Source organism: Sutcliffiella halmapala (genome assembly GCF_050107295.1).
Classification (GTDB): Bacteria; Bacillota; Bacilli; order Bacillales; family Bacillaceae_I; genus Sutcliffiella_A; species Sutcliffiella_A halmapala_A.
The window spans coordinates 87,215-109,001 of record NZ_JBNIKR010000010.1 but is presented as its reverse complement, the minus strand read 5'-3'; the positions used below and the strand labels follow the sequence as shown (position 1 = coordinate 109,001).

Below are 21,787 nucleotides of genomic sequence, written 5' to 3'. Positions count from 1 at the left end.
GCTCCTCCACTATTTATTTTGCAATTGGCTTCCTATCGTGCTTCCCATATGAGCGGCAAACCAATCCACTGCAGCAAGAACACCTTTTCGGGACACCTTATGTTCTGCTTGCTCATCTATAATCAGGCTGATATTCTCCGGTTTATTCTTATAATAACCTCTTAAAGTTTTTACAAACCCTATTACAGGTTCAGAGGGTACTTCCTGATCCTGTGAGCCGTGCCAGCACAGGACCGGACGTTCATTCATTTTTTCAGGTTCCTGCGACAGATCATACGCTGCGAGTTTATTCAGATAGTGCTTTATCTGCTCTTCATCAAAAGGCAATGTAAAGCCCATTTCTATCACTTGATCGATTTTCCACTTGGCAAATTCCTGATAGCTTGGACAACCCATCAAGCTTACTGCCGCTTTAATCCAAGAATATCTTTTCAATGCCCCGAAGGTAATGATTGCCCCCATGGAGGTACCTGCTACACCAATTTCATCTTCCAAGGACAAGCGCTCGTTTATCAAATGATTTTTCAGTAATTCCAGTTCATGAATGGACTGGATGACAACCTCCCAGAAGGATTGAGTCAATTCAAGAGAAGATAGACCACTATCGCGATCACCATGATGGATACAATCCGGCAAAATGACACGGAAGCCCTTTTCCGCCAACAGATAGGCATAGTGCAGATTGTTTTCTTTGGCACTTTTAAAGCCATGGTAAAAGATGACGGTCGGTTTCGGCGCATCCACAGCTAAGTCTTCATATATATGTAAAAAAGAAACTGCTCCTGTCTTCCCTTTGTTAACATGTATCAATTTACTTTCCCCCCTAAGGATCCAACTTATCATGTATTTAATAAGTGTAACATGTAGACAGTTAAAATTGAAAAAGGTTACACTTGGAATAGGAAAGTTTGAACAGGAAACTTTAAAAGGAGTTTGATCTCTTTGGAAAAACATTTAATAGCAGTCGATTTAGATGGAACATTATTAACCGACGATAAAAAAATATCAGCCCGCAATAAACTCGCCCTTCAAAAGGCGCGTGAACAGGGCCATGAAGTGGTCATCGCTACAGGTCGCCCCTATCGTGCAAGCTCCATGTACTATGAAGAATTGGGACTGACCACTCCCATTGTCAATTTTAACGGTGCCTTTGTGCATTTTCCCGGAAATGATGAATGGGGTGTATTCCATGAGCCTCTTGACCTTTCAACCGTAAAGGAAATCATTGAAGTCAGTGAAAAATATCAAATACATAATATCCTGGCGGAAGTGATCGATGATGTTTATTTTCACTTTCATGATGAAAAGCTGTTGGACATTTTCGGCTTTGGTGATCCCAAAATGGAAACCGGAGATCTGCGTCAGGTACTGAAAAAGGATCCTACATGTATTTTGATCCACGCAAGTGAAAGTGAAGTAGCAAAAATCAGAACTTACCTGACAGAGGTCCACGCAGAAGTGATTGACCACCGACGCTGGGCTGCGCCGTGGCATGTCATTGAAATTGTGCGTACCGGTATGAGTAAAGCGGTGGGACTGAAACGGATATCCGACTATTATAATATTCCCAAGAATAACATCATTGCTTTCGGTGATGAGGACAATGACTATGAAATGATTGAATTCGCCGGCATGGGGGTTGCAATGGGAAATGCGATTGACGGCCTTAAAGGGAAAGCAAAGGAAACAACCCTTTCCAATCAGGAGGATGGCATAGCAGTGTTTCTCGAAAAATACCTGAAGCTATAGTCCTGCCAATTATTTGTCCAAATAAATTTGCCCGATTGTCTCACACTATATAGTGGACGCTTGTTGTCCTATATGAAAAGGGGGGCTTTCATAATGGGTAGAAGCAGCAAATCCAAACGTTTTGTACAACAAGGCAAGAACTCTGTACAGCAGCATGATCAGCAAATCCCGTACCATCTGACAATGGAGCAAGCTGAGGAACGCAAAGCCCACAAGGCAGAACAGAACTCGCTTGGAGGGTTTTAGATTATGGGCAATCAGCTTTTTCAATCCGCACGTGAGGCAGTCATGAATGCGGAAAAAGCCAACATGCAGTCTTCATCCGTACAAAATGAAATAGATGTTGCAAAGAACGCATTATCCTCCGCCTATGCAAACACAACCGAGGCAGAACAACGCCAGCTTCGGGAACTGCAGGACCGTTTGCAATCATTAGAAGGTAAGTAAAAAAACAGCGCAGCCACTCTCGGAGGAGGCTGCGCTGTTTTTCTGCTATCAGTCCTTGCGGAAAAATCCAAAGATGCCAGCAGTCTGGACAATATTGGTGAAAGCATTGGGATCAGCATCCTTGATGATGCGTTCTAAGTCATACATTTCATACCGGGTAATGACAATCATCAGCATTTCCTTGTCTTCGCCAGTAAATGCACCCTTAGCAGGGACAGATGTAATTCCACGAACCATTTTTGCATGGATCGCATCCTTGACATCCTTGCCTTTTTTCGTGACAATCATGGCCGTTAATTTCTCATGGCGTGTATGAATCGCATCAATTACCCTTGTTGATGCATATAGCGTCACGAGTGTATAAAGCGCTTTTTCCCAACCGAACACAAGTCCAGCTGTGATAATGATCACGGCATTCAATGCGAAGAAATAGGTTCCAACAGGCTTGTCCTTCATTCGTGAAAGGATCATGGCGATAATATCCAATCCTCCAGTTGAAGCCCCCCACTTCAGGGTTAATCCAACCCCTACAGCTGCAATGACTCCACCGAATACTGCATTGAGGAGAATATCGTCATTCACCTTATAGATAGGGACAATCTCGAGAAACAGGGACATCAGGAACACACTTAAGAAACTATAAATGGTAAAAGAACGACCTACTTTTTTCCATGCTAATATCGTCACTGGAATATTTAATAGAAACAACGAAATACCTGTGGAAATGGTAAACGGTAAATAATCCTCGGAGATCCTGAATATCAGCTGCGACACCCCTGTAAAACCACTTGCGTACACATCTGCGGGTATTAAGAAAAAATTCATTGCAATGGCATTCAGAAATGCCCCGATTAAAACGATCAATACTTTCTTCACATGCTGTTGCATCATCATATGACTCTATAACCTCCTAACCAACCTACTGCCTTATTCTATGTATTTTTCCTCTTTTTACCCATCTCAAACGATTGCTGCGATTTCTTTTCTTGAAGAGTTTTCATTTAATAGGTAAACTGAAAAAAAGGAGTAATCTTCCACGGCAGGGAACAAAAAGAATACATGGATGTAAGTATAATAAAGAAGGTGACAGAATGACAATAAAAATCATTGCAGATAGTGCCAGCGACTTACCAAAAGACTTTTTTATCCAGGATCATGTAGAACTGTTTCCACTAAAAGTCTTATTCGGCGAAACGGAATATGAGGATATGGTAACGATCGACTCCTCTACTGTATATAACTCTATGCGTGAAGGCCAGGTTGTAAAAACCTCCCAGGCATCCCCTAATACAATGAAAGAACTTTTTACCAAAATTGCAGAAAAAGGGCAAACTGCCATCTATATCGCCTTTTCCTCTGAACTGTCAGGTACATATCAAACGGCTGTTTTGATGCAGCAAGAGGTCATGGAGGAACATCCAAACCTTGATCTCACCATCATTGATTCAAAGTGCGCTTCCCTCGGTTTGGGGCTTGTAGTGAAGCATGCTGCCGAATTAGCCGCAAATGGTACTTCCAAAGAGGACATCCTAGCTAATATCGACTATGACATATCCCATATGGAACATGTATTCACAGTGGATAATCTTGAATATTTGGCTCGGGGCGGACGTGTCAGCAAGGCGTCTGCATTTGTTGGCGGACTTTTGAATATAAAGCCTTTACTCCATATGGAGGATGGGAAGCTTATTCCTCTTGAAAAAATCCGCGGACGGAAAAAAGTGCTGCGCCGAATGCTAGAAGTCATGAAAGAGCGAAACGGGTTCTCAGCTGAAAATCAACGGGTGGGAATCAGCCACGGTGACGACGAACTTACTGCCATTGCACTTCAGGAGATGATACAGGAGTCGTCTGATTGCAGCAATTTCACGATAACTACAATCGGATCAGCGGTCGGTGCCCACGCAGGACCGGGCACGATTGCGTTATTCTTCCTGAATGATCACAAAGCATGATTAACAGGCACATAGTAGCTTCAGCATTTGGATAACCTATTCCTATCCTTATTGTGAAAGGGGTACATCTAATGCCACATACAAGCGACAATGATAAAAAAGCGAAAGACAACAACGCCAAACGCCATGAAAAGAACATGGAACGCGAAAAGAGCCGCAAGAACGGCGAACGTCAATATTCCAAGAAAACAGATCATTTATGATGGGAAAGCCCGGCTTTTTGGAGCCGGGCTTTTTGATTTTTCGTATCAGGAGGTATTTTCCCTATCCAAAGGCGGGAGTCCCGTCAATTAATAGACGACCTGAATTGGTATTATTCGGGATATCAACGGTTTTGAGTGGTATATCAATGAAAATTTCCGGATATCAACGATTTCACATGTGATTTCAACGAAAATATTCATTTATCCATGAAAATCACTCTGATATCGACGAAACTACACATCTCGACAGAACGCGAATCCAATCAAATTCCACCATCCAAATACAAAAAGCGCGGGTTCACCACCCCGCGCTTCATTAAACAGTAAAAACTATTCCCCTTGCTCTTCCTCTTTCTTCAAATAAGTCCAGCCTTCCTTCTGTGTAACCAGGCCTTCCTTGAGGAGTTTCCCCATTGCACGCTTAAATGCCGCTTTGCTGATCAGGAAACGTTCTTTGATATCCTCCGGTGCACTCTTATCGCTGTACGGCATTGCTCCTCCACGCATCTCCAGGTAATCCATGATCGCTTTGGAATCATCATCCATGGCATCCTGTTTTCGAGGAAGTAAGGAGACGTTGATGGTGCCATCATCCTTCACACCAATCACTCTGCCTTCGACGATGCCGCCCAATCTCGGCTCTTCCTTTCGTTCCGAGTGATGAATAAACCCGACATATCCCTCATTGGTAATCATATAGCTGCCGACCTTCAGCAGTCGATAGATCGTCCCTTGGACATTCTGGTTTACGATGTCTGTTGGAGCGTTGATGGAGCGATCCAGCATGACATCCTGAGACGCAAGCTTACCAATCAATTTGCCCCTGCGATCTGTCTTCACGCGGCATAGCAGCAGGTCTCCCACTTGTGGCCAAACATCTTCAAATACCGGCAGATCATCCTCTGGAATCAATGCATCCTTGGCAATTCCGATATTGATAAAAACGCCAAGCCCCTGCAGAACCTCCACCACTTCCATCCATTCATGGCCATTAAGCCCTTTAGGAATCGTCATCGTTGCAGTAATGCGGCTTTTCTGATCTGAATAAAGAAAGACCTCAACAGTTTCATCCTGCTGCAGTTCCCTTGTCGCTTCATTCTTATGAAGCAGGATGGTCTCTTCCCCATCCGTGAGCATATATCCAAGTGGGGTTTCCCTATCCACTGTCAACTCTAAAACTGTACCTGTTTCCAAAGCCATTCCTACCATTCCTTTTCATCCGTTCTTATGTAAAGTGTACCCGACTTTCATTAAGTTGTCCAAACCGCTTCATTCTACTATAATTAAGAACAGAATGCGATGTTTTTTTATTCTATTGCCTTTTGGTAAAATTTTAAACATTAAATGGAGGGATTTCCCATGGCTAAAGAAAGCTCCTTTGATATTGTTTCAAAAGTAGATTTAGCAGAAGTAACAAATGCCATCAATATTGCCTTGAAAGAGATTCAAAACCGCTTTGATTTCAAAGGCTCTGTCAGTGACATCAAACTGGAGAAGGAGGAACTTGTCCTGCTTTCCGACAGTGAGTTCAAACTCGACCAGCTGAAGGATGTCCTGGTAAGCAAAATGATCAAACGCAATGTTCCGACGAAAAATATCCAATACGGTAAAATCGAGGATGCATCCAAAGGTGCTGTACGCCAGCGCGGAACATTGGTTCAAGGTATTGATAAAGAGTACACAAAGAAGATCAACACCATCATCAAGAATTCCGGCTTGAAAGTAAAAACCCAGATCCAGGACGACCAGGTGCGCGTAACAGGCAAGAACCGTGATGACCTGCAACAGGTTATCGCCGCATTAAGAGCAGCAGACCTTGATATTGATCTGCAGTTTGTGAACTACCGCTAAAAAATACATAGTGCCAGGCCCATCACAGGGTACTGGCACTTTTTTAGATACTTTTTAATTTTGTCAGAATCGCTTCTGATAGAAATTCATACCCTTTGTAATTGAAATGCAATCCGTCCTCCGTTAGGAAATCCTCATAGCCTGTGTGACCAATCATCTTTGCAAAAAAGTTAAGATAGTGTGCCCCTGTATCAGCTGCAACCTTTTCCACCACACTTGCAAACCCTTGAAGCGTTTCATTTTTCCTTGCATCCTGCCTTGACTCTACAACAGGAGCTGCACTGATTAATAATGTTTTTTCGGGACCAATCGTCCTGGTAATACTTCTCAGGTTTTCTTCGTACAACTCTATGTCTACGTTCCGGTGAATGGCAGAATCATTGGCTCCAAGTAATACTGTGACTAGGTCCGGCTGATGGTCCATAACATCCTCTTTGATTCTCAGCAGGGCATCGACAGTGGTATTCCCAGATATCCCACGGTTCACAACCTTCCAATCATGCATTTCCTTTGCAATCCGAGGTGTCAACCTTTCTCGGCCTTCAACGTCGTATTCATTTGCCGTAATGCTATCACCAAAGCATACCAACGTTTTCATTCATTCCCACTCCCTTTTACAAATCTGCCCATTACATACTCATCTGCATATGTCCCATCATCAAACTTTGCATGCTTTTCTTTTCTGCCTTCCACCTTGAAACCGAGCTTTTCATATACATGTATTCCTCTATCATTGTGTGAGAAAACTTCCAAGGTGACCTTTTCAATGATCGGATCCAAAGCAGCCCAATCCAGAAGCATAGTAATCATCCTTGAGCCGAGCCCGTTATTGCAATAAGCTTCCTGAATGCTGATTCCGAATTGGCAATTGTGCTGGACCCGTTTTCTAGATCCCCTTTGCGCACTCAGCATTCCGATTATCCGGTTATCCTGTTGTGCAACAAGTACGAGATTGTTCTTAGCCCTCATATCTGCAAGCCAGCGGAGCTCCTCTTCGACTGTAATAGTGAATTCTTCCGGTGTGGTTAGAAGGTTCCTGCTTTCTGAATATGCTATTCTGCTATGTTCAATCATTGATGGTGCATCAACCTTTGTTGCCTCACGGACTATTATCTCCCCCATCGTTCCCCCTCATTTCCTCTTGTAATGTTCTAGCTTTATTAGGATAAATTATAAGCGTTTTCCCAATAATATGAAAGAATTATTGGAGGTGTCCACATGTCAAATCAAACAAAGAAAACCTTGCCTGCACAGCATCAAAATCAGCAGCCGGGACTGGAGTCTGAAATGGTTCCAGCACCAAAATCCGAGGATTCTTCCTATAAGGGAAGTGGAAAGCTCAAAGGTAAAGTCGCCATCATTACCGGGGGTGACAGTGGAATCGGGCGTGCAGCAGCCATCCTTTTTGCAAAAGAAGGTGCCGATGTCGTGATAGCCTATTTAAGTGAAAATAATGATGCAAATGAAACGAAAAGGCAAGTGGAGCAGGAAGGCCGGAAATGCCTTTTGATTTCAGGGGATATAGGACAGGAATCGTTTTGTAAGAGGCTCATCGATGAATGTATATCCAGCTTCAATAAATTGGATATCCTTGTAAATAACGCAGCCGAACAGCATCCTCAGGAATCAATAGAGGATATCACTGCTGAACAGCTGGAAAAGACGTTCCGTACCAATATATTTTCTTTCTTCTATCTGACAAAAGCGGCAATGCCCTATCTGACAGGAGGAAGTTCCATTATTAATACCGCATCAGTAACCGCATATGCGGGGAATGAAACCCTGCTTGATTATTCAGCGACCAAAGGTGCAATCGTTACCTTCACAAGATCCCTAGCGCTGCAGCTGGTAGGGAAAGGGATCCGGGTAAACGGTGTCGCACCTGGTCCGATATGGACGCCATTGATTCCCTCCACTTTTTCAGCTGACAAGGTGGCAAGCTTCGGCGCGAATACCCCGATGAAGCGACCTGGACAACCGGAAGAGGTGGCACCAAGCTACGTTTTTCTTGCGAGTGATGATTCTTCCTACATGACAGGACAGATTTTGCATGTGAATGGCGGAAAAATTGTGAATGGGTGAGGTTTTAAAATACAATTCCCATGATAAATAAAAACCAGTCTCGAAATGGAGACTGGTTTTTCATGAAAATCAAATGTATTCCTTGCACGTCTGGCGCTTTACCATACTATGAGGAATGATGATTCGTTTCGTCGGTTCAGTTGGATCCTTCACCTTCTGGATCAGTGTTTTCGCTGCCTGAAACCCAAGTTGAAAGATATTGATGTCCACCGAGGTCAAAGGCGGGCGTGCCACTTCAGCCAACAGGACATTGTTGAAGCTGACTATCGACATCTGTTCGGGCACATCGATTCCCATATCGTGTAGTGTATTCAGGATTCCCAATGCCATCAGATCATCGGCTACCACGAGGGCCGTTGGTGGCTCTTCCAAACTAAGCAGTTCGGATACCGCTTCCTGTCCACCCTCTTTTAGGAACTCCTCGTGGATAATGTATTCATCCTTGTAAGGAATTTCCGCTGTGCGCAACGCTTTTTCATACCCCAGAAGTCGGTCGATTGTCACCACAAGCTGGATGCTTCCTCCGACAAATGCCACACGCTTGTGCCCAAGGTCTATCAGATGCTCGGTCGCTTCTTTTGCTGCCCGGTAATTGTCATTGTCCACATGTGTAATCTCTTCAACCTGCTCAAAAGGCTTCCCGATCACGACAAACGGAAAACACTCTTTTTGCAAATACTTGATAATTTTATCCTCAACTGCTGAGTACAGCAGAATGATCCCGTCTACTCGGCGTCCCTGCACCATCTGCATCACACCTTCGAGAATTTCGTTTGCCGTTTCCCCTGTGGACATTTGAAGTGCATACTGCTTTTCATGTGCCGCCGTACTTATTCCCCTTAGCACTTCCGGAAAAAAAGGATTTTGAAATGTTTTATCAGCTGAAGCCGGCATCACAAGTCCAATAACCTGTGTGGTTTGGTTTGCCAGACTTCTAGCGATAAAGTTTGGATGATACCCAAGCTCTTCCATTGCTTCTCTCACGCGTTTTTTTGTTTTTTCACTTATTCGCGGACTGTTCGCGATCACGCGAGAAACTGTGGAAGGTGCAACATTGGCAATCTTGGCTACATCTTTTATCGTAACTGCCATGCACCTATCCCCTCCCTTTTGAAATGAAACTAAAAATTGTAATCGTGTAAACGGATACATTTATCCACATGGAACATCTTCAATAAATGAAAATGTATCCACAAAAAGTTATTCTTTCTTTTTTCTGCGTCTGACTACAGCAGCCACAATGAATGCGACAAAGCCACCGTATATAAGTGCCATTGCCCCTACGAATGGAACATTCACACCAGAATCCTCACTCACCGTGTAGATCTCTGCTGTTTCACGGTCCAGGCTGATTAAGTATTCGCCGTTGCTATTGCGGACCAGCTCATCACTCAGGGTGCCGCGAAGCTCAAGCTCTTCACCTAACAAGTCCTGTTTTATCGGTGCAACTTGAGTGCCTGTTGTATTATTTATTGCAATAATGGTCGCCTCTTCCTCATATTCACGCTTGAATACGGCCATACCGCCTTCTTCATAAAGCATCTCAAAGCTTCCATGTGTCAATGTCGGCATGCTGCTTCTTAGTTCTGCAAGCTTGGTTACATAGTCCACAATCTCTTGCTCCGCACGGAAGTTCATATCACGGCGGTTATCCGAATCCGGTCCGCCATCCAGGGCAATTTCCGTACCATAATACACAATTGGAATCCCAGGAGCGGTATAGAGATATGCAAGTGCCTGCTTTATTCTTGCAGGGGGATACTGTTTCTTCTTGATTGCTTCTCTTGTAAAGCGCTCCACATCATGATTATCTATGAATTTCCCCATGATATATGGATTGGAGTAGAAATTCTGGTTATGTGCCCATACGGTATCCAATCGACTCAGGGACTGATCAGGTGCAGAGAATACACGAGTTATTTCATTATACGTAGGGAAATCTACGAATGAATCGATTCCCGTTTCCTCATATGAAGCCACATAACGCGGATCATCATTCCAGACTTCTCCTATTAAAAAGAAGTCTTCCTTAACGGATTTCATTTCCTGTGCGAATTCAGTCCAGAATTCCTTAGGGACATGTTTTACGGTATCCAGTCGATAGCCATCGATGTTTGTTTCTTCAATCCACCATTTGGCCATATCCAGTAAATACTGACGCGTCTCAGGATTTTCCTGGTTCAGATCCGGCAAGCCATAAATCCAGCCATTCTCCACCTCATCCTGGTCTTCCCAGTCTCTTACATCCTTCTTTGGATGAAACCAATCAGCTTTGTCGGGTTCCTTTAACCAGGCATGCTGATAGCCTGTATGGTTCACCACAATATCCACAATGATTTTAATGTCACGTTTGTGCGCTTCCTTTACTAGCTCTTTGAATTCTTCAATCGTTCCGAAATGCTCCTCGGTATCATAGAAGTCCTCTGTCCAGTAGCCGTGGTAGCCTTTATCCTCATTTTTCACAATCGGGGTAAGCCAAAGTGCCGTAAACCCCATATCCCTGATATAATCAAGTTTTTCTATAATTCCACGGAAATCCCCGCCATGATAGGCTTTCGGATCATCTCGGTCCACTGCGAAATCATTAGTAGTGTCTCCGTTGTTAAAGCGGTCGATCATAATAAAATAGATCATCTCATCTTGCCATGCGTGTTCTTCTTTTTCAGCTTTTACAGGTTGAACTGGATGTACGAACCATGCAGAAAAAAGAAGAAACGGAATGAGAATGAGCCCCATCACTCTTTTCATCAATTCCGCTTCCCTCCCTTAAATCGTTTTAGTAGTTTTCGCTTTGTGTTCCTTCTATTAAAAGAACGGCTCTGTTAACACCGCTGTTGATTTCCGCACTAGGCTTCGCTTTCCGCGGGGCGCTTGTGGAGCCTCCTCGGCTTTGCCTGCGGGGTCTCCACTAAGCGCTACCTCCCGCAGGAGTCTTCGCCTATTGCTCCAATCAACAGCTAGTGACCTTCAAGAACTATCACTATTCTTCAACACAGCCATAAAAATAAAAGAACCTTTGCTTTCCATAAACGATTATATACTATTATTATCCTTTTGTACCACCGGCAGTTAATCCCGCAATCAGATAGCGCTGCAGGAATAGGAACATCAACGCAATCGGGATGGCGATGAGAATGGAACCTGCGGCAAATCGGGTAAAGTTGTTTGCGAACTGAGCATTGATAAAGTTGAACAATCCAAGTGCCAGTGTGAATTTTTCCGGGCTTCTTAAGATGATACGCGGTAACAGGAAGTCCGTGAACGGTGCCATAAAGTTGAATAGTGCCACTACTGCCAGAATTGGTTTCGCAAGTGGAAGCATGATTTTGAAGAATACACCAAAGTGTCCTGCACCATCCATGCGTGCCGCTTCATCCAATTCTTTTGGAATCGTGTCAAAATAACCTTTTACAAGCCAAGCGTTGAATGGGATTTGTCCACCAATATAAACAAGTGTCAATCCAATCAATGAATCATCTAGTCCAATAAGGTTCAATAGGATATAGATTGCAACCATTGCCATTAAAGCCGGGAACATTTGAAGCAATAAGAATGCATACAATCCATAGGTTCTTCCACGGAAACGGTAGCGTGAAAATGCATAAGCTACAAATGACGTGATCAGAACAGAAAAGAACGAGTTGCCCACTGCAACAAGGATACTATTTTTGTACCAAGTTAAATAATCACTCTGGGGTGAAGTAAACAGCCATTTGTAATGCGTCAGTGACCAGTTTTCTGGAATCATGGAAGCAGAATAAAGACTTGTTCCCGGATTGAGAGATAGACCGACTGTCCATAGTAGCGGATAGGCAATAATGATGAACATGAAACCTATGAACAAGTAGATGAGTGAAACTTCCAGTCTGGATTTAGTTTTTGTGTTCATTAAATATTCCCCTCCTCTTTAAACGAACGAGTACGACGGAACTGGAAGAAGGCAAATCCTGCGACAATCAATCCAAGTAGGATAGAAATGGCCGCTGCCATGTTATAGTTGTTCGTCTCAAACGTTAATTTGTATACCCAGGAGATAAGGATATCCGATCCGCCCGCATTTTGACCACGAACCGCGGGTCCACCTTGGTTGAACAGATAAATGATCGTAAAGTTATTGAAGTTTCCAGCATACTGCATAATCATTAATGGAGCAGTTGCAAAAAGAATATGTGGAAGCGTAATGAAACGGAACTTCTGGAAGCGAGTTCCTCCATCTACATCCGCAGCCTCGTACCAGTCTTTAGAAATACTTTGAAGTACACCTGTAAGTAGTGCAAATACGAACGGGAAACCAAGCCAGGTCTGAATCATGATAATCGCAATTTTTGTATAGAATGGGTCTGTCAACCATGGAAGAGCCATTCCAATCGTGCCAAGAATATCTCTATTGATGGCTCCGAAGCGATCATTGAACATTGCAGCAAAAATCAAGATTGTAACGAAGGCTGGTACAGCCCAAGGTAAAATTAGTATGGTACGTATAAAGCGTTTATATTTAACACGGGGGTCATTAACAAGTAACGCCAATATAAGTCCTAGCACAATTTGACACGTAGTTGCGACAACAGTCCATACGATTGTCCAAGAGAAAACGCTAAGGAAAGTGGATTTCCAGAGTGGAATCGATACCAGATTGGTGAAGTTATCAAATCCTACCCAACTAAGTAAGTTTCTTGGAGGGGAATTGTATAGATTGTAATCGGTAAATGCAAGAGATACCATGAATAGCAAAGGCAATACAACAATAAAAACAAGCATGATAAGTCCTGGAATAACCATAAAGTAAGGGAAACCAGTATCATAGAAGTTTCTCAGACCTTCCATTACACTTGGTTTGCGTTTTCCCAATTTAATATCAATTGCATTATTTTTGGCATCCATGACATTTAAATAGTACAGCCCTGCAGCAAAGATCGTAATGATGATGGAGATAATACCTTGTATTAATAAAAAGATGGAGTGGTCAACCTTAGGTATTTCCCCTAAAGTGAAAATACCCCAGTAGCCCCAGCTCAAAAAATTCCAGAATGTAATCAAAAATGAAGCCTCGATGATAATGAATGCAATACCTTTCGCATATCTGCGGTTATACAGTTGCCCTAACCCTGCAAACAAAATGGAAAGGATCATGGCTAAGGTCGGGTTATGTTTCCTCATTGCAGTTGTTGCTGTCTCAGGCATAGCAGATCCTCCTTCTTAAAGAATAATAGTGGATAGACAAGCTACAAGCTTTATCTATCCACCAACTTCTAACTCTTAATTGTTACTGTGCTCCACTTGCAGCAATTTTATCTTCAATTTGTTGTTTCGCTTCAGCTAGAACGTCTGCAACGTCGTCGCCATTAGCAATGAATTGAAGTGCAGAACCCATAGGATCCCAAACTTGTTGCATTTGTGGAATATTCGGCATAGGCTCACCGTATTGAGTTTGCTCAGCGAATGCACCGATTAATTCGTCGTTAGCGATTTCATCACTTTCAAGAGCTTCTTGAAGGGCAGGCATTTCACCAGCTGCAGAGTAGTATTTCATTGCATTGTCGTAGTTAGTTACGAACTTCATCAAGTCGATTGCCCACTCTTGGTTTTCAGAGTAAGAGCTCAACATCCAAGTCTTAACACCAACGAAAGATTTAGGAACATCTCCATTGTCAAGCTTAGGAAGTGTAGCAGTACCTAATTTGTCTCCTAAAGCTTCTTTATAAGTTGGGATATTCCAAGGACCTGTGATTACAGAAGCAACTTTACCACCTGTGAATAAACCATTCATGATGTCTCCGTTGATTTCTTTAGGAATATAGCCATTAGAGAACCAAGATTGTACCAATTCTCCACCTTCAACTGCACCTTCGTTTGCAAGACCGATATCTTTAGCATCGAAGCCAGATCCATCGTTCTTGAATACGTATCCGCCGTTACCAGCGAAGAAAGGATAGATGAAATAGAAGTTAGTAGCTTCCATTAAGAAACCATATTTGTCTTGTGCTTGATCTGTTTGATCAGCAGCAACTTTCATTAAACCTTCCATAGTAGCAACTTCTTCAGCTGATACTAGGTCTTTGTTATAGAATAATCCGTAAGTTTCAATAACTTGAGGCACACCGTAAACTTCTCCGTCAACAGTTACTGCATCCATAGCAGTTTCGCTGTATTTCGCAGCATCTTCACCTAAGTCGATAGGATCAGCTAAACCTTGAAGAACGATATCACCGATACGATCGTGTGGTTGGAAGTAAATATCTGGACCTTTTCCAGAAGGAGCGTCAAGCGCTAATACTTCGATTTGATCAAGCATTGAAATTCCAGTAGCTTCTACTTTGATTCCAGTTTCTTCAGTGTAAGCAGCAAAGATTTCTTCAAGAGCTGCTTTTTGCTCTTCTTGATCATTTACCCATACTGTAAGCTTTTCTGGTTTTTCTACACCTTCAGTTGTCGTGCCTTCACCATTGTTTGCAGCATTTCCGTTGCCGTTGCCTTCGCCAGTGTTTCTGTCGCGCTGTGGACCACAAGCAGCAAGAACACCTAGAGTAAGGACCGCAACCATTAACATTACTAGGAACTTCTTCATATTGACCCCTCCGTCATTTTAAGTATATCTTTTACTAGTTTGTACAAGCGGTTGCATTATCATGTAAGCGAAATCATTTAGCGCTTACATTTTCGTGAAAACGATTGCACAACTTTCACTTTTTATTATACATGTATTCACCCAATTGACAACCTGTTTTTTTAAAAAATTTGATATATTTATAGAGATCAACGTCTCCTATACTTCCTATCTATCGATAATCCATTGCTACGCCTGGCTTTCTATCATTTTGATAATGAATCCTCCAGACGATCGTCCAACACATTTTCTCCGCACCCCCCGCTCTACTCTGCTTTTCATTGACAACGATTTCAATTTGACTTAAGGTTATGTTGAATAAAATGGCAATGAAGCGATTTCAACCATTTTTTTCTCACATTAGATGCAAGCGATTGCATAAAGGAGAGGTTGAATATATGATGCTGAAAGAAGCGATCTACCATCGCCCTAAAAACAATTTTGCATACGCATACAACGACACTACACTTCACATTCGTCTTCAGACAAAGAAGAATGATGTAGATTCGGTGGAATTGATCCATGGTGATCCATATGTATGGGAAAATTCCGAATGGCTCTCGACAAAAACACCTATGACAAAGTCAGGCTCAGATGATCTATATGACTATTGGCTTGCAGAAGTATCCCCAGAATTCAGAAGGCTCCGCTACGGTTTCTCTCTTACTTCAAAGGAAGAAAATCTGACACTTACAGAAAAAGGCTTCTATGAAGAAGAACCGAAGGATTGCGGTCTATACTTCTGTTTTCCTTTCTTGAATAAAGCAGATGTGTTCCGTGCACCTACATGGGCAAAGGATACAATCTGGTATCAAATTTTCCCTGAAAGGTTTGCAAACGGGAATAAGGATAATGATCCAGAGGGTACTCTTCCTTGGGGAAGCACTGAACCTACTACAACCAACTTGTTTGGCGGGGATTTCGAAGGAGTCATTGAGCACCTCGATCATCTTGTTGACCTTGGAATAACGGGAATCTATTTCACTCCTATCTTCAAAGCACGTTCCAACCATAAATACGATACGATCGATTATATGGAAATCGATCCTCAGTTCGGAAATAAAGAGACATTCAAAAAACTGGTAGAAACTTGTCACGAACATGGAATCAAGGTGATGCTCGATGCGGTATTCAACCATAGCGGATACTACTGGGCCCCATTCCAGGATGTATTGCAAAATGGAGAGTCTTCCAAGTATAAAGACTGGTTCCACATTTGGGACTTCCCGGTTCAAACGAAGCCAAAGCCAAACTATGACGCATTTGCTTTCGTATCGGATATGCCGAAATTAAATACGGAAAACCAGGAAGTGAAAGACTATTTACTTGAAGTGGGACGCTACTGGGTAAGAGAGTTCAACATCGACGGCTGGAGACTCGACGTAGCAAATGAAGTGGACCACCAGTTTTGGAGAGAATTCAGACAAGCAGTGAAAGCGGAAAAAGAAGATGTCTATATCCTAGGGGAAATCTGGCACGATTCCATGCCGTGGCTACAAGGCGACCAGTTCGATGCGGTCATGAACTATCCTTTTACAACTGCAACATTGGACTATCTTGCAAAAAACAATACAAAAGCGGAGGATTTCGCTCAATCGATTACGAAAGTTCTCCACTCTTATCCGAAGAACGTAAATGAGGTAGCCTTCAATCTACTAGGAAGCCATGACACTCCACGGATCCTGACGATTTGTGACGAAGACAAGAACAAACTGAAGCTTTTATTTCTATTCCAGCTTTCCTTCATCGGTGCACCTTGCATATACTATGGAGACGAAATCAGCATGACCGGCGAGCAGGATCCAGGCTGCCGCAAGTGTATGATTTGGGATAAAGAGGATCAAGACGAGGACATGTTTGCTTTTGTGAAAAAGCTTACCCATCTTAGAAAAGATCGTCCGACATTCGGGAACCACGGGGACATACGATTTATCCAAGCGAACAATGAGACCAATCATGTGATGTACGAAAAAACATCCGAAGAGGAAACAATCTTGTTCATCGTTAATAACAGTGATCAGGAATTGGTAGTGACGCTGCCTGATGGGACGCAAGGAAAAGTGCTGCATGATATTTGGAACGACGAGGAGTTTGCTGCTGATGCAGATGTTTTGCAGGCAAAGCTTCCTGCATATGGGTTCAAGATTTTAGCTTATAAATAAGTATTAGCGAAAAAAGCCTTATCTGCACGCTTGGCTGCTTGCAGATGAGGCTTTTTTGATTTTGTCCACGGTCAACTATTTCCGATGCACAAGCCTTCTATACTCCATCGGCGTGGTCCCTTCCATCTTTTTGAACAGCTTGGAAAAATAGGTGACATCCTCTATGCCTACTTCGCGCGAAATTGTGGATACTTTATATTCCGTCTCGACCAGCAGTCGTTTTGCCTGATGCAGCCTGAAATGGGTCAAATATTGTACAGGGCTGATCCCTATCGTTTTTTGCATGCATCTTGTGATGTAATCGGGATGAAAATTCAGCTCTTCCTTCAACCATGTCATGCTTATCGGACTCTGGTAGTTTTCCTGTATCAGTTTCATGGCCAGCTCGCATACCTTTTCTGTAGCGCTCGGGATGGAAAACGCTTCTTTTTGAAGCTGTAAAATGAACTCAGAAAAATAGATTTGCTGCTTCAGATAGTCGTCCGGTAGATGTGCATCCCCGTCACTGATACTCAACATATTTTCAAGCTGCTGTTCCACAATCTCTCTTCTTTTCACCTCGGCATACTGGGGTATGTGAAACCGATAGTGGCCAGGTTCTATGAATGTCGGCTCCTTTTTATAGACGTAGGACCAATCCAATTCCTTTGTGCCCACCACTTGATACTCATCGTTCGGAATGACAAAGTGCAGCCAGAAATACGTGGTATCCTCTTCACACCCTTTGTATCCTGTATGCCTTTTTCCCGGAACCAGGATTACATACTGGCCCTCTTTCACTTCAAATCTTTCTTCATTCTCCTGCATATAGAGTGTTCCTTTTGTTACATATAGCAGATCAAAGACGGTAAACACTCTGGTAAAGTGGCTCTTCCCCTTCTGGAAGGTGAATTCTCCCCCTCTGATAAAAGTCGGGAAAGGAGGAATCGAAAGCGCAATCATTGACATTCTTTACACCTCATGTCGTAATACTCCAATAAGTATCGAAATCATCTCTTTCTATTATAATAAAATCCGGTTAAACTATAAATTGTTTTATGTCGGAATCATCAAAAGGAGTAACGTAATGAAAGACACAAACACGAAGAAATTGACCCTTTTTGCCTTAACCTGGCCAATTTTCATAGAAGTATTATTGCATATGGTAATGGGAAATGCAGACATCCTGATGCTGAGCCAGTACTCGGATGACTCTGTAGCAGCCGTCGGGGTTGCAAATCAGCTGTTATTCATGCTTATTGTCATGTTCGGCTTTATCGCAACGGGTACCTCCATCCTGGTCGCTCAGTACCTTGGAGCAAAAAATAGGACCTTAGCGTCTGAAGTGACTGTTGTTTCCCTCGGTGCCAACCTTGCATTCAGTATTGTCATAAGCCTGATCGTCTTTGGTTTCAGTTCACAATTACTGTTGCTAATGAATCTTCCTCCGGAGCTCCTGGCAGAGGCTGATTCCTATCTGAAAATCGTCGGGGTATTCTCATTTGTTCAGGCACTTGTCATTACTATGGGAGCCACCATCAGAAGCTATGGATTTACCCGGGATGCAATGTATGTGACGATCGGAATGAATATCCTGAATGTCATCGGTAATTACCTGTTCATTTTCGGGCCATTCGGAATCCCTGTACTCGGAGTGGAGGGAGTAGCCCTTTCGACCGTTGTGAGCCGTGCACTTGGACTCATCGTAATCACAGTCTTGCTATTTAAGCGCATTGAAGAACCGCTTCCTTTCAAAAGAATTTTCAAATTACCGATGGACCATTTGAAAAATCTGTTGAGAATCGGCATTCCTTCTGCAGGAGAACATCTTTCCTATAATACCTCCCAGATCGTCATCACCTTTTTCATCGTGATGATCGGAACGGAAGCGTTAACCACCAAGGTATATGCACAAAGCTTGATGATGTTCATTTTCCTCTTCGGTGTTGCCATCGGTCAAGGTACGCAAATCATGATCGGCCACCAGATCGGAGCAGGCAATATAGAGGATGCATATAAACGGTGTATAAAAAGCTTGCGTTTGGCAATTTTAATAAGCATCCTTACGGCAATACCAATTGCGATATTCTCTGATACCCTTTTAGGATTTTTCACTACCAATCCTGATATTATCGCACTTGGAGGTACCCTGATTCTCCTTACGATCATATTGGAACCCGGCCGCTCCTTTAATCTGGTGGTCATCAGCTCGCTGCGTGCTGCAGGGGATGTAAAATTCCCTGTGTATGTAGGAATCCTATCCATGTGGGGCATTGCCGTAACTGTCTCCTATGTGCTTGGGATCCATTTCGGCCTTGGCCTTGTAGGGGTTTGGATTGCCATGATCATAGATGAATGGCTCAGAGGCCTGATCATGCTTCGACGCTGGAGGTCCAAAGTCTGGGTAAATAAATCTTTTGTTGTATCAGAATCGAAAAATGCTTCCTGATAAAATACAAATAACAGATGCACTCCCTTAATAGGGGGTGTTTCTTTATGTTTTTAGACGATTGTCAGGATTCCTTACATACTTGTAAACGTTTTCGCCTGAATTTTTCGAAAATTCGTATTGCAATGTACATAAATATGAAATATGATAATAAACATACCATATGATGTTAGGAAATATAACATTATAGAAAAAGGAGAGATGATAATGAAAAAGGTGGAAGCAATCATTCGTCCAGAAACATTTCGCAGCCTTCGTGAACGCCTCGAAGAAGTAGGAATAAACGGCCTGACCGTTTCCGAGGTGGCAGGATGCGGTCAGCAAAAAGGACAGCAGGGTGTATTTCGAGGAAATACGTTTGAAATCAAACTCCTCCCGAAAGTAAAAGTCGAAATGGTCGTAGAATCGGAGTTTGTCGATGAAATCGTCCAGATCATCCAGGAAACATGCAGTACCAATTCTGTTGGGGACGGAAAAATATTTATCTACCATATTGAAGATGCCATTCGTATTCGTACCGGGGAAACTGGCAAACTTGCAATTATCTAACCATTCCAGAAAGGGTTGATCTATATGAAAAAGAAAATCGGTTTATTGATGACAGGCGGCTTATTGCTTGGTTCTACAACACATGCCCAAGCACCTACAGTGGAAACATTGAGCATTTCCATGGATATGGTGTGGATCATGATTGGTGCATTGCTCGTATTCTTTATGCATGCAGGATTTGCGATGGTGGAGTCAGGGTTTACACGTTCTAAGAACTCTCTTAATATCCTGATGAAAAACTTTCTTACCATTTCCATCGGTTCCATCCTCTATCTGGCAGTTGGATATGCCTTTATGTTCGGTTCATCTTCTGGGGGCTTCATCGGGACAGAAGGATTCTTTCTTTCAGGACGTGAAGGGGACATCGGCTTCTTCGTCTTCCAGGCAATGTTTGCTGCCACATGCGCAACAATTATCTCCGGGGCAGTGGCAGAAAGAATGAAGCTTAGCAGTTATATCCTTATCACGGTTGTGATGACCGCTTTGATCTATCCAGTTGTGGGACATTGGGTTTGGGGCGGAGGCTGGCTGGCTGAAATGGGCTTTACTGACTTTGCGGGGTCCACGGTCGTGCATCTGACTGGAGCGCTCGGTGCTGTTGTGGCAGTTCGATTCTTAGGTGCAAGACTTGGCAAATATTCAAACGGTAAAGTGAATGTCATTTCGGGTCATAATATCCCTTTAGGCGCTCTGGGAGTTTTCATTCTTTGGTTCGGATGGTTCGGATTTAACGGAGGGAGCACGCTGGCTGCTGATCCAGAGCTTATCCCCCATGTCATTACGACCACCCTATTATCGGCTTCTGCAGGGGTAATCGCCTCCGCTTTTTATTCTCAGTTGCGCTATAAGCGAGTGGATGCATCCCTTACGCTGAACGGAGCATTGGCAGGTTTGGTAGGGATTACTGCAGGAACCGGTGATGTTTCACCGGTCGGCGCCATCATAATCGGTCTTATCGCAGGTGTGATACTGGTTGAATCGGTTTCCTTCATTGACAGAGTGTTAAAACTGGATGATCCTGTCGGGGCGATTGCCGTACATGGAGTGTGCGGTATTTGGGGTACACTTGCTGTAGGATTATTCTCCACTTCAACCGGACTTTTCTATGGCGGCGGTGCGGGTCAATTGGGAATCCAGGCAATAGGAATCTTGGCGGTAATAGCATGGACCGTAGCAACAGTAGCCCTTTTCCTTTTCCTTGTTACCCGCTTTGCCAGCATCCGTGTTACAAAGGAAGAAGAAATTTCAGGTCTGGATTTTGCTGAGCACGGTTCCTCCGCCTACGAGCTCAGAGAATCTGTATTCTCTGATAACAGCTCTGCACCGGAATTCGGAACTGGTCTCGTCCACCGGTTAAATAACCTGGGAAGCACCAAACAGAAAGCCAAGCAAGTTTAGTTTTAAATAAAAGGAAATTATAATACATCAAAAAGCGATCCATTCTGTTTGGATCGCTTTTTGATGTATTATATCAAGTAGACAACCGAAATCGAAACACAGAACAGGAAGAAAATATAGGTGATTCCCGTCCCCTTTCCAACGGCTCTTTCTTTCTTCTGTAAGATGACATCGATCAGGTAGAAAAGAATAAAGTGAATGACCAATAGCAATCCAAAGCTGACCAATAATGACATTTTATAATAATACTTATCTACTAGATTCACTACTAATAATGCAATGACAGAAGAAGAAAGATATAACAGTGTTTTGAGCTTCATTTGATCTACCCCACCTTACCCAGCCAATTTTCTAACGCC

At 43.1% G+C, this 21,787-nt stretch carries 23 protein-coding genes; 11 read left to right on the top strand and 12 right to left on the bottom strand.

Features of this window, described 5'->3' with window-relative positions; all coding sequences use genetic code 11:
* Positions 1-9 precede the first annotated feature (9 nt).
* A complete protein-coding gene (locus ACQCT5_RS16700) occupies positions 10-810 on the bottom strand; it encodes a prolyl oligopeptidase family serine peptidase (protein WP_499643301.1) in 801 nt (266 codons plus the stop codon).
* A 132-nt stretch (positions 811-942) separates the two neighbouring features.
* Between ACQCT5_RS16700 and ACQCT5_RS16695 the strand changes: the two genes are divergently transcribed.
* The 3 genes from ACQCT5_RS16695 to ACQCT5_RS16685 all read left to right on the top strand — a co-directional run bounded on the left by ACQCT5_RS16695 (position 943) and on the right by ACQCT5_RS16685 (position 2,196).
* A complete protein-coding gene (locus ACQCT5_RS16695) occupies positions 943-1,749 on the top strand; it encodes a Cof-type HAD-IIB family hydrolase (protein ID WP_499643299.1) in 807 nt (268 codons plus the stop codon).
* A 93-nt stretch (positions 1,750-1,842) separates the two neighbouring features.
* Positions 1,843-1,995 carry a hypothetical protein gene (locus ACQCT5_RS16690; protein ID WP_386641577.1) on the top strand — a complete coding sequence of 51 codons (153 nt, stop codon included), beginning with the start codon at positions 1,843-1,845 and terminating at the stop codon, positions 1,993-1,995.
* Positions 1,996-1,998: 3 nt separating this feature from the next.
* Entirely contained in the window at positions 1,999-2,196 is a 198-nt protein-coding gene (locus tag ACQCT5_RS16685; RefSeq protein ID WP_499643296.1) for a DUF3813 domain-containing protein, read from the top strand.
* Between the two features lie 48 nt (positions 2,197-2,244).
* Here the strand turns inward: ACQCT5_RS16685 and ACQCT5_RS16680 are convergent, their stop codons facing one another.
* Complete coding sequence (locus tag ACQCT5_RS16680; RefSeq protein WP_499643294.1) at positions 2,245-3,090, bottom strand: YitT family protein; 846 nt, start codon at positions 3,088-3,090, stop codon at positions 2,245-2,247.
* A gap of 197 nt (positions 3,091-3,287) precedes the next feature.
* Here ACQCT5_RS16680 and ACQCT5_RS16675 point away from each other — a divergent pair, with 197 nt between their 5' ends.
* Both ACQCT5_RS16675 and ACQCT5_RS16670 read left to right on the top strand, forming a co-directional pair.
* Positions 3,288-4,151: a DegV family protein gene (locus ACQCT5_RS16675; protein WP_499643292.1), complete on the top strand. Its 864-nt coding sequence runs from the start codon at positions 3,288-3,290 to the stop codon at positions 4,149-4,151.
* Positions 4,152-4,222: 71 nt separating this feature from the next.
* On the top strand, positions 4,223-4,354 hold the full coding sequence (locus tag ACQCT5_RS16670) for a DUF3941 domain-containing protein (RefSeq protein ID WP_386641564.1): 132 nt from the start codon (positions 4,223-4,225) through the stop codon (positions 4,352-4,354).
* Positions 4,355-4,684: 330 nt separating this feature from the next.
* Here ACQCT5_RS16670 and ACQCT5_RS16665 read toward each other — a convergent pair whose 3' ends face one another.
* On the bottom strand, positions 4,685-5,554 hold the full coding sequence (locus ACQCT5_RS16665; RefSeq protein ID WP_499643289.1) for a CvfB family protein: 870 nt from the start codon (positions 5,552-5,554) through the stop codon (positions 4,685-4,687).
* Between the two features lie 159 nt (positions 5,555-5,713).
* On the opposite strand from ACQCT5_RS16665, the gene ACQCT5_RS16660 reads away from it, so the two are divergent.
* Entirely contained in the window at positions 5,714-6,205 is a 492-nt protein-coding gene (locus tag ACQCT5_RS16660) for a YajQ family cyclic di-GMP-binding protein (protein WP_417897334.1), read from the top strand.
* Between the two features lie 43 nt (positions 6,206-6,248).
* Here the strand turns inward: ACQCT5_RS16660 and ACQCT5_RS16655 are convergent, their stop codons facing one another.
* A complete protein-coding gene (locus ACQCT5_RS16655; RefSeq protein ID WP_499643287.1) occupies positions 6,249-6,803 on the bottom strand; it encodes a GDSL-type esterase/lipase family protein in 555 nt (184 codons plus the stop codon).
* The gene (locus tag ACQCT5_RS16650) at positions 6,800-7,327 is read right to left on the bottom strand and encodes a GNAT family N-acetyltransferase (RefSeq protein WP_499643285.1); all 528 of its coding nucleotides are present in this window, start codon (positions 7,325-7,327) and stop codon (positions 6,800-6,802) included. The genes ACQCT5_RS16655 and ACQCT5_RS16650 overlap by 4 nt, the downstream gene beginning before the upstream one ends.
* A gap of 96 nt (positions 7,328-7,423) precedes the next feature.
* Here ACQCT5_RS16650 and ACQCT5_RS16645 point away from each other — a divergent pair, with 96 nt between their 5' ends.
* On the top strand, positions 7,424-8,287 hold the full coding sequence (locus ACQCT5_RS16645) for an SDR family oxidoreductase (protein WP_499643283.1): 864 nt from the start codon (positions 7,424-7,426) through the stop codon (positions 8,285-8,287).
* Positions 8,288-8,356: 69 nt separating this feature from the next.
* On the opposite strand, the gene ACQCT5_RS16640 is transcribed toward ACQCT5_RS16645, so the two are convergent.
* The 5 genes from ACQCT5_RS16640 to ACQCT5_RS16620 form a co-directional block, all read right to left on the bottom strand.
* A complete protein-coding gene (locus ACQCT5_RS16640) occupies positions 8,357-9,379 on the bottom strand; it encodes a LacI family DNA-binding transcriptional regulator (RefSeq protein ID WP_499643281.1) in 1,023 nt (340 codons plus the stop codon).
* 108 nt (positions 9,380-9,487) lie between these two features.
* Positions 9,488-11,035 (bottom strand): alpha-amylase family glycosyl hydrolase, encoded by a 1,548-nt coding sequence (locus tag ACQCT5_RS16635; protein WP_499643464.1) that lies wholly within the window; start codon positions 11,033-11,035, stop codon positions 9,488-9,490.
* A gap of 298 nt (positions 11,036-11,333) precedes the next feature.
* A complete protein-coding gene (locus tag ACQCT5_RS16630) occupies positions 11,334-12,176 on the bottom strand; it encodes a sugar ABC transporter permease (protein ID WP_499643279.1) in 843 nt (280 codons plus the stop codon).
* Positions 12,176-13,468 (bottom strand): carbohydrate ABC transporter permease, encoded by a 1,293-nt coding sequence (locus ACQCT5_RS16625; RefSeq protein WP_499643277.1) that lies wholly within the window; start codon positions 13,466-13,468, stop codon positions 12,176-12,178. The genes ACQCT5_RS16630 and ACQCT5_RS16625 overlap by 1 nt, the downstream gene beginning before the upstream one ends.
* A gap of 82 nt (positions 13,469-13,550) precedes the next feature.
* Positions 13,551-14,852, bottom strand: coding sequence for a sugar ABC transporter substrate-binding protein (locus ACQCT5_RS16620; protein ID WP_499643275.1), 1,302 nt, complete (start codon positions 14,850-14,852; stop codon positions 13,551-13,553).
* Between the two features lie 440 nt (positions 14,853-15,292).
* Between ACQCT5_RS16620 and ACQCT5_RS16615 the strand changes: the two genes are divergently transcribed.
* Positions 15,293-17,053, top strand: coding sequence for an alpha-glycosidase (locus ACQCT5_RS16615; RefSeq protein ID WP_499643462.1), 1,761 nt, complete (start codon positions 15,293-15,295; stop codon positions 17,051-17,053).
* Positions 17,054-17,128: 75 nt separating this feature from the next.
* Here the strand turns inward: ACQCT5_RS16615 and ACQCT5_RS16610 are convergent, their stop codons facing one another.
* Positions 17,129-18,001: a helix-turn-helix transcriptional regulator gene (locus tag ACQCT5_RS16610; RefSeq protein WP_499643273.1), complete on the bottom strand. Its 873-nt coding sequence runs from the start codon at positions 17,999-18,001 to the stop codon at positions 17,129-17,131.
* A 118-nt stretch (positions 18,002-18,119) separates the two neighbouring features.
* Here ACQCT5_RS16610 and ACQCT5_RS16605 point away from each other — a divergent pair, with 118 nt between their 5' ends.
* The 3 genes from ACQCT5_RS16605 (at position 18,120) to ACQCT5_RS16595 (ending at position 21,428) form a co-directional block, all read left to right on the top strand.
* Positions 18,120-19,481: an MATE family efflux transporter gene (locus ACQCT5_RS16605; RefSeq protein ID WP_499643271.1), complete on the top strand. Its 1,362-nt coding sequence runs from the start codon at positions 18,120-18,122 to the stop codon at positions 19,479-19,481.
* Positions 19,482-19,688: 207 nt separating this feature from the next.
* Entirely contained in the window at positions 19,689-20,030 is a 342-nt protein-coding gene (locus ACQCT5_RS16600; protein ID WP_499643269.1) for a P-II family nitrogen regulator, read from the top strand.
* A 24-nt stretch (positions 20,031-20,054) separates the two neighbouring features.
* Positions 20,055-21,428, top strand: coding sequence for an ammonium transporter (locus ACQCT5_RS16595; RefSeq protein ID WP_499643267.1), 1,374 nt, complete (start codon positions 20,055-20,057; stop codon positions 21,426-21,428).
* A 68-nt stretch (positions 21,429-21,496) separates the two neighbouring features.
* Here ACQCT5_RS16595 and ACQCT5_RS16590 read toward each other — a convergent pair whose 3' ends face one another.
* A complete protein-coding gene (locus ACQCT5_RS16590; protein ID WP_499643265.1) occupies positions 21,497-21,748 on the bottom strand; it encodes a hypothetical protein in 252 nt (83 codons plus the stop codon).
* Positions 21,749-21,787 lie beyond the last annotated feature (39 nt).

Coding starts and splice junctions, on each gene's coding strand:
- ACQCT5_RS16590 (WP_499643265.1), bottom strand. CDS start 21,748: ATGAAGCTCAAAACACTGTTATATCTTTCTTCTTCTGTCATTGCATTA.
- ACQCT5_RS16650 (WP_499643285.1), bottom strand. CDS start 7,327: ATGGGGGAGATAATAGTCCGTGAGGCAACAAAGGTTGATGCACCATCA.
- ACQCT5_RS16690 (WP_386641577.1), top strand. CDS start 1,843: ATGGGTAGAAGCAGCAAATCCAAACGTTTTGTACAACAAGGCAAGAAC.
- ACQCT5_RS16655 (WP_499643287.1), bottom strand. CDS start 6,803: ATGAAAACGTTGGTATGCTTTGGTGATAGCATTACGGCAAATGAATAC.
- ACQCT5_RS16685 (WP_499643296.1), top strand. CDS start 1,999: ATGGGCAATCAGCTTTTTCAATCCGCACGTGAGGCAGTCATGAATGCG.
- ACQCT5_RS16620 (WP_499643275.1), bottom strand. CDS start 14,852: ATGAAGAAGTTCCTAGTAATGTTAATGGTTGCGGTCCTTACTCTAGGT.
- ACQCT5_RS16665 (WP_499643289.1), bottom strand. CDS start 5,554: ATGGCTTTGGAAACAGGTACAGTTTTAGAGTTGACAGTGGATAGGGAA.
- ACQCT5_RS16680 (WP_499643294.1), bottom strand. CDS start 3,090: ATGATGATGCAACAGCATGTGAAGAAAGTATTGATCGTTTTAATCGGG.
- ACQCT5_RS16615 (WP_499643462.1), top strand. CDS start 15,293: ATGCTGAAAGAAGCGATCTACCATCGCCCTAAAAACAATTTTGCATAC.
- ACQCT5_RS16640 (WP_499643281.1), bottom strand. CDS start 9,379: ATGGCAGTTACGATAAAAGATGTAGCCAAGATTGCCAATGTTGCACCT.
- ACQCT5_RS16625 (WP_499643277.1), bottom strand. CDS start 13,468: ATGCCTGAGACAGCAACAACTGCAATGAGGAAACATAACCCGACCTTA.
- ACQCT5_RS16600 (WP_499643269.1), top strand. CDS start 19,689: ATGAAAAAGGTGGAAGCAATCATTCGTCCAGAAACATTTCGCAGCCTT.
- ACQCT5_RS16675 (WP_499643292.1), top strand. CDS start 3,288: ATGACAATAAAAATCATTGCAGATAGTGCCAGCGACTTACCAAAAGAC.
- ACQCT5_RS16610 (WP_499643273.1), bottom strand. CDS start 18,001: ATGTCAATGATTGCGCTTTCGATTCCTCCTTTCCCGACTTTTATCAGA.
- ACQCT5_RS16630 (WP_499643279.1), bottom strand. CDS start 12,176: ATGAACACAAAAACTAAATCCAGACTGGAAGTTTCACTCATCTACTTG.
- ACQCT5_RS16645 (WP_499643283.1), top strand. CDS start 7,424: ATGTCAAATCAAACAAAGAAAACCTTGCCTGCACAGCATCAAAATCAG.
- ACQCT5_RS16595 (WP_499643267.1), top strand. CDS start 20,055: ATGAAAAAGAAAATCGGTTTATTGATGACAGGCGGCTTATTGCTTGGT.
- ACQCT5_RS16660 (WP_417897334.1), top strand. CDS start 5,714: ATGGCTAAAGAAAGCTCCTTTGATATTGTTTCAAAAGTAGATTTAGCA.
- ACQCT5_RS16670 (WP_386641564.1), top strand. CDS start 4,223: ATGCCACATACAAGCGACAATGATAAAAAAGCGAAAGACAACAACGCC.
- ACQCT5_RS16635 (WP_499643464.1), bottom strand. CDS start 11,035: ATGAAAAGAGTGATGGGGCTCATTCTCATTCCGTTTCTTCTTTTTTCT.
- ACQCT5_RS16605 (WP_499643271.1), top strand. CDS start 18,120: ATGAAAGACACAAACACGAAGAAATTGACCCTTTTTGCCTTAACCTGG.